Below are 11,286 nucleotides of genomic sequence, written 5' to 3'. Positions count from 1 at the left end.
CCGCGCACGTTCCGCGACCGCCGCGAGGCGGGTCGAGTCTTGGCGCGCCTGCTCGACGCGTACCGAGGGAAGAGCGATGTCGTCGTGCTTGGGCTGGCGCGGGGCGGCATCCCGGTAGCTTGGGAGGTGGCAGCCGCACTCGGCGCCCCACTTGACGCGTTCATCGTGCGCAAGCTCGGTGCCCCGGGACACGGCGAATTAGCGTTGGGCGCAATGGCTCTCGGCGGTCGGGTGGTGATCAACGACGACGTGGTCCGGGCCTTGCGAGTCACCCCTGGGCAACTGCGTGGGGTCGCCGAACGCGAGAGCCGCGAGCTGATCCGGCGCAATTCGGCGTATCGCGGCGACCGCCCGCCGGTACAGGTAACCGGCAAGACGGTGATCCTCGTCGACGACGGCCTGGCCACCGGGGCCAGTATGCTCGCCGCGGTGCAGGCGCTGCGTGAGAGGGAGCCGGCGCAGATCGTCATCGCCGTGCCTGCAGCACCCGAATCGACGTGGCGGCAATTCGCCGGCCTGGTCGACGACTTCGTCATCGCCACCATGCCCCAGCCGTTCCTGGCGGTCGGCGAATCCTACTGGCGTTTCGACCAAACCACCGACGAGGAGGTGCGCCAGCTGCTCGCTACCCCGCCGACCCCCGCCGCGGCCGTCGCCGCCGAGTCCCCCGCCGATCAGGTTCGCCGCGTCTGGATTCACGCGCCCGGAGGCGTTCCGCCACGTGAGGTGCTGGACGATCTGATCGGCGACGCCCGCGTGGTACTGATCGGCGAGAGCAGCCACGGCACGCACGAGTTCTACCAAGCACGCGCCGACATCACGAAGTGGCTTATCGAAGATAAGGACTTCTGCGCGGTCGCCGTCGAGGGAGACTGGCCCGACGCGTACCGTGTCAACCGCTTCGTCCGCGGTATAGGTGATGCCACCGCCGACGAGGCGCTGAACGGGTTTCAGCGGTTTCCGACGTGGATGTGGCGCAACACGGTGGTCCGCGACTTCGCCGATTGGCTGCGGGAGCGCAATCAGCGCGTCAATGCTAGGCACCAGGCCGGTTTCTACGGCTTGGATCTGTACAGCCTGCACCGGTCGATGCAGGAGGTCATCGCATATCTGGACATCGTCGACCCCGCGGCGGCCGCCCGCGCACGGCAACGCTATTCGTGCTTCGACCACGTGTCGGCCGACGACGACGGGCAGGCATACGGATTCGCGGCGGCTTTCGGCGCCGGACAGTCCTGCGAGGAGCAAGCGATTGATCAGCTTGTCGAGCTTCAGCGCAACTCGATGGAATACATGCGTCGCGACGGGTTGCTCACTGAGGACGAGCAGTTTTATGCCGAACGCAACGCCATGGTGGTGCACAACGCCGAGGCCTACTACCGCACCATGTTTTCCGGGCGGGTTAACTCGTGGAACCGGCGCGACATCCACATGGCCGACACGTTGGATACGTTGCTCACGCATCTGGATGACGAGGTTGTGCCCCCACAAACCTCGCGAATCGTGGTGTGGGCACATAACTCCCACGTCGGCGACGCGCGGGCAACGGAGGTATACGCGGATGGGCAGACCACACTGGGCACGCTGGCCCGTCAAATGTATCGGAGCGAGACGCGCCTGATCGGGTTCAGCACCTACACGGGAACGGTCACCGCGGCCAGCGAATGGGGCGGGATCGCCGAACGCAAGACCGTTCGGCCGGGCTTGCCCAACGGCATCGAGGAACTGTTCCACGAAGCAGGGACCGACGCGTTTTACGTCGCGATGCGCCGCGAGGGCAGACCGGCGGCAGAACCGCTCGATGAGGTCCGCTTGGCCCGAGCGATCGGAGTGATCTACCGGCCAGATACCGAACGGCAGAGCCACTACTTCCATGTCCGACCGTCCGAGCAGTTCGACGCGATGATCCACATCGACAACACCCGCGCCGTGGAGCCGCTAGACGTCACAAGCAAGTGGATCGCGGGGGAGGTACCAGAGACCTATCCGACGGGGCTCTGAAAGTTGTACTGCTCGCTGGCGCTGTACAGACCTCAGGTACCTACATAGTTCTGCTCGCGAACTCGACCCATCCGCGAGGCAGTCTCCCGATCTCGAATCTCTGGGGCGATCCTGAACCCAGCCGCCGCGATGTGCGCGTGACGAGACCCTCAAACCGCACATCGAGCGGGTTCACGCTGCCAACTACGGGGTCTATGGTGCCCGCAAGGTGTGGCTCGCACTGAACCGTGAGGGCATCGCGGTGGCCCGTTGCACGGTCGAGCGGCTGAAGGCCGAACTTGGACTGATCGGCGCGGTCCGGGGCAAAGCCCGGCGGACCACGATCGCCGACCCGACCGCACCGCGGCCTGCCGATCTGGTGCAGCGTCGTTTCGGCCCGCCAGCGCCCAACCGGCTGTGGGTCGCTGACCTGACTTACGTGTCCACCTGGTCGGGGGTCGCCTACGTGGCCTTTGTCGTCGACGCCTACGCACGGCGGATCCTGGGCTGGCGGGTCGCATCAACGATGGCCACGTCCATGGTGCTCGACGCGATCGAGCAGGCGATCTGGACCCGCCAGCAGGAAGGTGTACTGGACCTCAAAGATGTTGTCCACCATACGGATCAGGGATCGCACTACACGTCGATCCGGTTCTCCGAACGCCTCGCCGAGGCAGGTATCCAGCCCTCGGTCGGTGCGGTCGGCAGCTCCTATGACAAACGCGCTGGCGGAGACCATCAACGGCCTGTACAAAACCGAGCTGATCAGATCACGCAAGCCCTGGCGGGCCGTCGAGGAAGTCGAGCTCGCCACCGCCGAATGGGTCGACTGGTTCAACCACCGCCGCCTCTACGAATACTGCGGCGACATCCCGCCCGTCGATCTAGAGACGGCCTACTCCGCTCAACACCGGAGACCAGCCGCCGGCTGAGCTCTCAGATCAGAAAGCCTCCGGACTAACCGAGGCGATCCAGTTCGTCGGCTGAGAAGTGGCCAGTGAGCCGTCCTCCCGCCCTTATCCGCGTGGAGGTTGCCCTTGATACATTGTCGAGGTGAGCTAGTGCTTCCGTACGACGCGCTCCGACTCGCCGCGCTTCCAGATCGTGATGTCCAGGTGGCCATCAGCTACCTGCACTGCAGAACCGCCAATCAAATCAGCAAGATAGCAGTGATCGAAGTCTTGACCCCGGATATCGAAGCCGGTCCGTTGGAACAGATCCTCGGCGAACCGTTGGTGCAGAGCCTTGTCCTGGACGTCGTCGACGATGCCCCATAACTTCGCGTCGCCGTCTTTGACCTCGGTGTCGACGGTCGCGGTGTGTAGACAGAAGCGCGGATCGCGCGCGAGGTCCTTGAACTTCGTGGTGCCGGGCATGCCGGAAATCCATAACTGATCTTCGAAGAACCTCGGCTCGACGGGGCTGATCCGCGGGAATCCGTCCGACCGCAGGGTGCCGAGCATGCACAGGTTGCCCGTAGCAGCGTGTCGGCGCGCAAACGTGGCCGCGATTTGCGGGGCGGCTTCGGTGAACTCTTTCCAACCAGTCACGGATCATTAACCTACGACGAATCACTGTCGCCGACGAAACACCCGAGCCGGTTCAGAGCGATTCAGGCCGTCGGCCTGGAAACCCTATGCTCAACACGGAGCCCAGCCAACCACTGAGCTCTCATACCAGTAAGTCTCGGGACTCGCCGGGGCGATTCAAGGTAATACAGTGGGGTTTGTGGGGCGGGCGGGACTCGAACCCGCGACCAACGGATTCGCAAATCGCGATTCTCATTGATTCCCAAGAACACCGGTAAATACCTGTGCGACAAGGGAATAGGTCAATGCGAAGGCCTAAAGAGGCTCACTGATTCTCATCGATTCTCGATCATTATCGATGAATAAACGATGACCGAAAAAGCCCGCATGCGCCACCGAGTGAAGCGCCGGGCCGCCGCGGGTCGGGTGGAATCCGGCGTCCAGCCAGGATAGCCACAAGCCGCGCCAGCTCGGTCGGGTAGGTGACCCCACACTGCCAGGAGCAAGCTGGACGCGTAACCGCGAGCGATCTTGACAGTTTCGACGTTGTAGCGGTGGCGGTTGACGGAGCTTTCTCGGCAACGGCGCGCTCCCGGCGACATCTGCGGCGCGGCGATCACGTCTGGTCGGGGCTAGCCTCAGTAATAGGTATCAGGCGCGGCTGCTCCGCCTGGCGGTTGGTAGCCAGCGGCTGAGTTCCGCAGCTGCCATATCAGCTCAGGGCAAAGCAAATTGACCGCATATGAGACCAGGTAATTAGCCGCGAACTCGTCGCTGGGGGTGACATCACTCTTCACGTCGCCCATGACCTGCCGATAGCCTTCGCCCCGGCCGACCTTGTCGCAAATTCCGTGGCCGTAGCTGAGCGCGTCATTGTTAGGAAATCCGTAATGCCGCCGCACCACCACGTCGTAGACATACTCGACCTCAGGCGCCGGAGCGGCATGCGCCCGCGGTGGTGGCGTCAGCACGAGCCCGCCGACAGCAGCTGCGGCGACGATCAAAGCGACCAGCGAGGCCCGGCTCTTTGTGGCTGGCAGCTCGAATGAGTGACCAACGTCGCCACACTCCGGCCGACGAAAAGTACGACTCGGTCGATCTGCTGATGTGACCGGGCTTCGCACGGCTATCGGCATAGATCGAGACGTTAAACTATATAACGGATACCGTCTAGGCCAGTCGCCATACAAGTCCGGCCAGACCACCCACTGGCTTGCGCTGTTTCGGATTCCCACGACGAAATGCGCCATCGGGTAGAACTCCGACAGCTGTACCTTCGCCAGATCCTCGGGAACGTGTTGCCCCGCCTCCTGGGCCGGCGTGCGCAGATAACTCAAGTTGACGCTGTGTGCCGACGCTCCAGATGTGACGCCCGAAGTGTGGCGCGAATGACCTTGCCTGCGCTGTTAAGGGGCAGCTCGGTGACCGCATACCAGTATTGCGGAATCTTGAAGCCGGCGAGGTTGAGGCGGGCGAAGGAACCCAGTTCCTCGGGTTGTGGCGGATGAGCCAAGTTCGTCGGAACGATGAACGCGGCCAGGGTTTCTCCGAGTCGCGGATCTGGCACGCCCACAACGCCGACCGCGCCAACCGCGGGGTGGGCGCTGAGCACATTCTCGACTTCTAGCGGATAAATGTTCTCCCCACCGCGAACCACCATGTCGTGCCGACGACCGCGAAGACGGAGATAACCGTCGGCATCCACCACACCCAGATCACCGGTGTGCAGCCACCCATCGGCGGCCTGGGCGGAAAGGTGCGCCGCGGCGGCGAACACTTCGCCGATTCCAGCCCGGTCGGGCTCGTCGATCTGCAGACGAAGGCCGCTCACTGGCCGGCCGACGGTGGACAGGACGTCGGGATCTTTGACCGCAGCCAACCGATGATCGTCTGGGCCCAAGCTGGTGATCGGGCTGCCCTCGGTTTGGCCGTAGAGGCTGACCATCGCGACGTCGGGAAGAAACTCAAGAACGCGTCGCAACGTGTCGACGGTGATCGGCGAGGCGCCGTAGATCAACGTCTTCAGCGGAACTGCGGCGAGAAGCCCCTCGCTAAGCAACATCTCGATCATGGTCGGCACGAGCAGGCAGTGGGTGGCATCAAGTTGCCTCAGGTTGCGCCACCAATCGAAGGAGAATTTGGTGGTACAGATGACTGCCGCACCGGCCGTAAGGGCCACCAGGACATTGCCCAGTCCCCCGATGTGATGTAACGGTGAGCCGGTGGCATAGCGGTCGTCGGGACCAATGCCGATCAGGCGACGCAAAAGCGCGGCGCGAGCGTCGAGCACTCGCTCGCTGAGCGGAACCCGCTTGGGAACTCCGGTTGTTCCCGCGGTGTGCAGGTAGATCGCCGTGGACCCTGGTTCCGGATGCAATGGGCGCCTCGACACTGGCAAGAAGGGTGTTGTAATCGCCCGTATCCCCACCGCATCGGCAACGTGGCGGGCCGTCTCGGCGAACGCAGCCTCGGCGAGAAGGACTGACGAGCCGCTCCGACGCACCGTTTCGGTCAGTTCTGCGGAAGTCTGCCGCGGCCCGAGCGGAGCGAGCGGCCTGTTGGCGGCGGCACCGCCGAGTAGCAGTGCAAGCGCGTCGGCGTTGGTGGTGAGCAACGCAGGGATCGGCTGGCCTGCGTACGCGTCGAGGTCGGCGAGCAGGTCCGCGGCCGCGACGGCCTTTCCGATCAGTTCGCGACCGCTCACGGAGCCCACTTCGCCTATCACCGCTACGCGTTCACTGCGTCCGTGGACTGCGCAGATCCGCTCTAGCCAGGTCATCCGAGCGGTTGAACCCGACCAGTCGGGCGAGTATCGGTCAACGTCTCTCCTTACCGTTTTGCCAAAGCGATAAATAGTTTACTGTTTGTGTGAACTGTCACGAAGGAGGGCATCGCAACGTGCGCATCATCGTCACCGGCGGAAACAGCGGCGTCGGGAAGGCGACCGCACGCGCAATGGCCGCCGCCGGCCACGAAGTGGTGATCGCCTGCCGGAGCCTGACAAAGGCGTACGACGCCGCGTCGTCGATGCCCGGCGATGTCGAGGTGCGTGAGCTCGACCTGGCCGACCTCACCAGCGTGCGCAAGTTCGCCGACACCGTCGACTACGTCGATGTGCTGGTGAATAACGCCGGTGTGTTGGGCTTGCCGCTAACCCGCACGGCCGACGGCTTTGAAGCTCACATGGGCACCAACCACCTCGGCCACTTCGCATTGACATGTCTGCTCGGCGACCGAATCCGCGACCGCGTCGTGTCGGTGGCCAGCACCAACTACAACACCGCCCGCATCCACTTCGACGACCTCAACTATCACCATCGCCACTACAACCCGTGGTCGGCGTACGGGGAATCCAAACTGGCGAACCTGCTGTTCGTGCGCGAATTGGTCGCCCGCGGCAAGACCGCCTACGCCTCCGATCCCGGCATGACCGACACCGGGATCACCCGCAACGGTTCGGGTGTACTGCAGTGGGCGGGCCGGGTGCTCTCACCGCGCATCGCACAAAGCCCGGCCGACGGTGCCCGCTCGACCATTCAGGCGATCACCACGACACTGCCGAATGGCACCTACATCGCGCCGCGCGGCCTGATGCACCAGTGGGGCACACCGAAGCCCACCAAACTCAAAGACAAAGCCCGCGAGGTGGACAGCGCGCGACTGCTGTGGGATATCTCTGTCGAGCTGACCGGTTGCGACTGGCAGGATGGGCGTCCATGACCGTCGAGCGCCTGCTGCCGACACCCGAAGCACGCGAACTCGTTCGACTGGCCGCCGACGTTGCGGACAAGGTGCTCGATCCGATCGTCGACGAGCACGAGAAGAACGAGAGCTATCCCGACGGCGTCTTCGCGACTCTGGGTGAGACCGGGCTGCTGACATTGCCGCACCCGCAGGAATGGGGCGGTGGCGGACAGCCCTACGAGGTGTACCTACAGGTTCTCGAGGAATTGGCCGCTCGCTGGACGGCAGTCGCCGTAGCCGTCAGCGTTCACGTCCTGGCCTGCCATCCGTTGATCACGTTCGGTACCGACGAGCAACAGCAGCAGTGGCTGCCAATCATGCTGGGTGGTCATACGATCGGTGCCTACAGCTTGTCCGAGCCGCAGGCCGGTTCCGACGCCGCCGCACTCACTTGCAAGGCTGCCGCAGTCGACGGCGGGTATCGCGTCAACGGCGCCAAGGCATGGATCACCCACGGCGGCATAGCTGACTTCTACAGCCTGTTCGCCCGTACGGGCCAAGGCGGACAGGGCATTTCGTGCTTCCTGGTCGACAAGGACACCGACGGACTCACATTCGGCAAGCCCGAGGAGAAGATGGGCTTGCATGCCATCCCGACCACCGCGGCACACTACGACAATGCGTTCGTGTCCACGGAGCGCCGGATCGGCGCCGAGGGTCAGGGCCTCCAGATCGCTTTCAGCGCACTGGATTCCGGACGCCTGGGCATCGCCGCGGTGGCTGTCGGACTGGCGCAGGCCGCCCTCGATGAGGCGGTTTCCTACGCTCAGCAGCGGTCGACGTTCGGCCGCAAGATCATTGATCATCAAGGCCTGGCGTTCCTGCTGGCCGACATGGCCGCGGCGGTCGACTCTGCGCGCGCCACGTACCTGGACGCAGCGCGCCGCCGCGACGCGGGATTGCCCTACTCGCGCAACGCTTCAGTAGCGAAGTTGATTGCCACCGACGCCGCAATGAAGGTCACCACCGACGCCGTCCAGGTGTTCGGCGGCTATGGCTACACCCGGGACTATCGCGTCGAGCGCTACATGCGCGAAGCCAAGATCACCCAGATCTTCGAAGGCACCAACCAGATTCAGCGGCTGGTCATCGGTCGATCGTTGGTCGGATCATGACATCTCACGTCGGTTCAGCGGAGAGCAGCTACCAACGCCCCCAGTTGCGATTGGCGCCCAGCCCTACCGCCGAGTCGCATGCGTTCTGGACCGGCGGGCGCAACGGCGAGTTGCTGATCACCCGCTGTCACGGATGCGGCCACTTCTTCCACCCGCCGGGGCCGGCTTGCTGGCGATGCCGCGGCACCGACATTGCGCCGGAAGCCGTCTCCGGGCGCGCCGTCGTCGCGGCGTATACGGTCAACCGGCAGAATTGGATTCCGGGTTTCGAACCGCCCTACGTCGTGGCGATCGTCGAGCTTTCCGAGGAACCCGATACCCGGCTGATCACCAACGTGGTCGACGTCGCCCCGGACCAGATCAGCGTCGGTATGCCGGTTGAGGTCTTCTTCGAAGACTGGACCGCGGTGTCGGGCGCGGAGGACAGCCGGGTGTGGTTGCCGTTGTTTCGCCCCGTCAAGGCCACGTAGTCAGCCGTTTTACCTAGGGCACGAAAACCGGCTTCTTCACCGCCTTTGGTGATACTATGACAGTCAACTGTCATAGTTGTATCTCACCGATGAGGATTGTGATGACCGGCCAAGCCCTGCAAGTCACGCTTCAGTCCGCCGACGACGTCACACCCGACGTGTTGACGTCGCTTTTGCGCCGACACGATCCTGACGTACAGGTAACCGACGTCACGGTTGGGCACACCTGGCAGGGCACCACGTCGCACGTGCACCTCGATGTGAACTATGCCGATCCACATACCCGAATTCCACAGCGGCTCTTCATCAAAACGCAATTGGGAACGGTGCACGACCTGCCGGAGGCGTTCGACGAATCGCTGTCCGAAGGGGGCGGCGGGACCGTGCTGTACGACGACGAGACAAGGTTTTACCGCGACCTGCGCCCGGCCCTGAACGTTGAGACCATGACAACCTACTTCGCCGACCACCTAGACGGTCCGTCGCAGTTTCTCATCCTCGGAGAGGACATCACCTTGCGCGGCGCGCAGGTCCCCGACGCGATATCCGGCCTTACCGTCGACCAGGCCGACGCACTGCTCGCCACGTTAAGCCAACTGCACGCTCCGTTCTGGAGCAGCCGACGGCTCGTCGACGGCGGCGACCTGTCCTGGCTACAGGATCCCGTTACGGGCAGATTCGCAGGCTTTCTGCGCGACAACGGGTTTGCGATAATCCGCGCGCTCGTCGACGCCCCGTACAAGAAGGCGCTGCTGGATGCGGCGGGCACCGACATGGACGGGATGGAGTCGGCGTTCTGGAGACTCCAGGAGCGGGTGGCCCGCGACCCGATCACAGTGCTGCACGGCGACCCGCATCCGCGCAACACCTATGTGCTGCCTGACGGCCGGATGGGTGTCCTTGACTGGCAGCTGATCCGGCGCGGCTCGTGGTCACACGACGTCGGTTACGCGTTGATCGCCGCACTGTCCCCGGAGCTTCGGCGGGCCCACGAGCGCGAGCTGCTGGACAACTATCGCGGTCGGCTGATCGACGCTGGGGTCACCTCGGTACCCGACCGCGAGGCGATGTGGACCGCCTATCGCGAGAGCCCGGCCTGGGGCTTCTGCATGTGGGCGATCGCACCCGACCAGATGTATTCGGTCGAGGTCGTCGGCGCGGTGCTTGGCCGCTTCGCCGAGGCCTATTCCGACCTGGGCACCGGCAAGTTGTTGAGCTGATCCCGGCGCGCTAAGCCGCCTCAGACCATGTTCATGCCGGCGTCAAGCATCAGCGTCGTGCCCGTGTAGTACCGGCCACTGTCGGAGACCAGGAACAACACCGTTTCCGACACGTCGGCCGGTTCGATCAGCGTGACCGGCAGGGCATTGGCCATCCCCCTGGCGAGGTGTTCGTTCTGGGCGATCACCTCGAACAGCGCCGGGTTCTCCACGATCATGGCCGTGTTGACACCGGTCGGCGCGATCGCCATAACCCGAATGTTCTTGGCGGCCAGACGATGCGCGTAGGCCCGCACCAGGCCGGTGACGCCGATCTTGGCCGCGGCGTAGGCGTCCGCGCCGCCGCTGCCGTCGGTCAGGGCCTTCAGCCCGGCCATCGAGCTTGTGGCGACAATGGCACCGCCACGGTCGGACTTCATCATGTGGGCACTGGCGATCTGCAGGGTGTTCCAGACACCGGTGAGCAGCACACCGATACCGAGTTCCCACGCCGCCTCGGGATCGGGTTCGTCCACCCGGTTCAGCACGATGCCGGCATTGGCCACCACGGTGTCGATGTAACCGAATTCCGCGACGCCGTCGTCGAAGGCGGCCTGAAGTGCTTTGCGGTCGCGGACGTCAGCCTGACGGGCGATCATCCGCCGACCGGTCTTCTCCACCAGGTTGACGGTTTCGTCTAGGTCTTCGGGTGTGGCCATCGCATACAGCACGCCGTCGAGTTGGCGACAGATGTCGACACCGACGATGTCGGCACCCTCCTCGGCCAATCGGACAGCGTGGGAGCGCCCTTGCCCCTTGCCGGCTCCCGTGATGAAGGCGACGCGACCGTCCATTCTGCGCATGCGCTGCTCCCTATGACTCTTTGATGACGAATTCGGGTATGCGATAACCACTTTCCCCAAGATCGACGATGCGCAGCTGCACCGGCTGACCGATTCGGACATCGACTGGATCGGCATCGATCACCGCGTTGATCCGCAGTCCCGGCTGCTCAACCAGTTCGACGAGCCCGACGACATAGGGCGGCGTGCGGCCGGGAACGAGGGCTTGGCGGACCACGATGTAGCTGAAGATGATGCCGTCACCGCTGACTTCCTCGAAGTGCACCGGGCCACCGGTGTACCGGCTGCGTTCCAATGGTGGATGGATCCACTTGCCGGTGTCGTCGCAGCGGCACAGCATCAACTTGCCGTCCTTGAGACCCTGCCAGTACGGTCCCGAATCCGGG

Annotated in this window: 10 protein-coding genes and 1 pseudogene; 6 read left to right on the top strand and 5 right to left on the bottom strand. The window is 64.1% G+C overall.

From position 1 onward, the window contains the following. Both JWP83_RS06510 and JWP83_RS06505 read left to right on the top strand, forming a co-directional pair. The coding region (locus tag JWP83_RS06510; protein WP_297727468.1) for an erythromycin esterase family protein at positions 1-2,001 on the top strand (2,001 nt) is incomplete at its 5' end. A gap of 136 nt (positions 2,002-2,137) precedes the next feature. After that, positions 2,138-2,912 (top strand): annotated as a pseudogene (locus tag JWP83_RS06505) (IS3 family transposase); the annotation flags it as partial. A 126-nt stretch (positions 2,913-3,038) separates the two neighbouring features. Here JWP83_RS06505 and JWP83_RS06500 read toward each other — a convergent pair. From JWP83_RS06500 to JWP83_RS06490, 3 genes are all read right to left on the bottom strand, one after another. Then, a complete protein-coding gene (locus tag JWP83_RS06500; RefSeq protein WP_297727465.1) occupies positions 3,039-3,530 on the bottom strand; it encodes a pyridoxamine 5'-phosphate oxidase family protein in 492 nt (163 codons plus the stop codon). Positions 3,531-4,147: 617 nt separating this feature from the next. After that, positions 4,148-4,513 carry a DUF732 domain-containing protein gene (locus JWP83_RS06495; protein WP_297727462.1) on the bottom strand — a complete coding sequence of 122 codons (366 nt, stop codon included), beginning with the start codon at positions 4,511-4,513 and terminating at the stop codon, positions 4,148-4,150. A gap of 329 nt (positions 4,514-4,842) precedes the next feature. Continuing rightward, positions 4,843-6,288: a class I adenylate-forming enzyme family protein gene (locus JWP83_RS06490; RefSeq protein WP_297727459.1), complete on the bottom strand. Its 1,446-nt coding sequence runs from the start codon at positions 6,286-6,288 to the stop codon at positions 4,843-4,845. Positions 6,289-6,407: 119 nt separating this feature from the next. Here JWP83_RS06490 and JWP83_RS06485 point away from each other — a divergent pair, with 119 nt between their 5' ends. The 4 genes from JWP83_RS06485 (at position 6,408) to JWP83_RS06470 (ending at position 10,058) form a co-directional block, all read left to right on the top strand. Continuing rightward, positions 6,408-7,229, top strand: a complete 822-nt coding sequence (locus tag JWP83_RS06485; protein ID WP_297727456.1) for an SDR family NAD(P)-dependent oxidoreductase — start codon at positions 6,408-6,410, stop codon at positions 7,227-7,229. Continuing rightward, complete coding sequence (locus JWP83_RS06480) at positions 7,226-8,368, top strand: acyl-CoA dehydrogenase family protein (protein ID WP_297727451.1); 1,143 nt, start codon at positions 7,226-7,228, stop codon at positions 8,366-8,368. Before JWP83_RS06485 ends, JWP83_RS06480 begins: the two co-directional genes overlap by 4 nt. Then, positions 8,365-8,838: a Zn-ribbon domain-containing OB-fold protein gene (locus tag JWP83_RS06475; protein ID WP_297727448.1), complete on the top strand. Its 474-nt coding sequence runs from the start codon at positions 8,365-8,367 to the stop codon at positions 8,836-8,838. Before JWP83_RS06480 ends, JWP83_RS06475 begins: the two co-directional genes overlap by 4 nt. Before the next feature lie 101 nt (positions 8,839-8,939). Beyond that, a complete protein-coding gene (locus JWP83_RS06470; RefSeq protein ID WP_297727445.1) occupies positions 8,940-10,058 on the top strand; it encodes a phosphotransferase in 1,119 nt (372 codons plus the stop codon). 20 nt (positions 10,059-10,078) lie between these two features. On the opposite strand, the gene JWP83_RS06465 is transcribed toward JWP83_RS06470, so the two are convergent. Together JWP83_RS06465 and JWP83_RS06460 are read right to left on the bottom strand one after the other, a co-directional pair. Beyond that, positions 10,079-10,900, bottom strand: a complete 822-nt coding sequence (locus JWP83_RS06465) for a mycofactocin-coupled SDR family oxidoreductase (protein ID WP_297727442.1) — start codon at positions 10,898-10,900, stop codon at positions 10,079-10,081. Positions 10,901-10,910: 10 nt separating this feature from the next. Next, the gene (locus tag JWP83_RS06460) at positions 10,911-11,240 is read right to left on the bottom strand and encodes a Zn-ribbon domain-containing OB-fold protein (protein WP_367185584.1); all 330 of its coding nucleotides are present in this window, start codon (positions 11,238-11,240) and stop codon (positions 10,911-10,913) included. Positions 11,241-11,286 lie beyond the last annotated feature (46 nt).

Origin of the sequence: Mycobacterium sp. (genome assembly GCF_025965855.1) — a bacterium.
GTDB lineage: Bacteria > Actinomycetota > Actinomycetes > Mycobacteriales > Mycobacteriaceae > Mycobacterium.
The sequence above is the reverse complement of the archived record's forward strand: the minus strand, read 5'-3'. Positions and strand labels throughout refer to the sequence as shown.

Coding starts and splice junctions, on each gene's coding strand:
- JWP83_RS06490 (WP_297727459.1), bottom strand. CDS start 6,288: ATGACCTGGCTAGAGCGGATCTGCGCAGTCCACGGACGCAGTGAACGC.
- JWP83_RS06480 (WP_297727451.1), top strand. CDS start 7,226: ATGACCGTCGAGCGCCTGCTGCCGACACCCGAAGCACGCGAACTCGTT.
- JWP83_RS06475 (WP_297727448.1), top strand. CDS start 8,365: ATGACATCTCACGTCGGTTCAGCGGAGAGCAGCTACCAACGCCCCCAG.
- JWP83_RS06470 (WP_297727445.1), top strand. CDS start 8,940: ATGACCGGCCAAGCCCTGCAAGTCACGCTTCAGTCCGCCGACGACGTC.
- JWP83_RS06465 (WP_297727442.1), bottom strand. CDS start 10,900: ATGCGCAGAATGGACGGTCGCGTCGCCTTCATCACGGGAGCCGGCAAG.
- JWP83_RS06460 (WP_367185584.1), bottom strand. CDS start 11,240: ATGCTGTGCCGCTGCGACGACACCGGCAAGTGGATCCATCCACCATTG.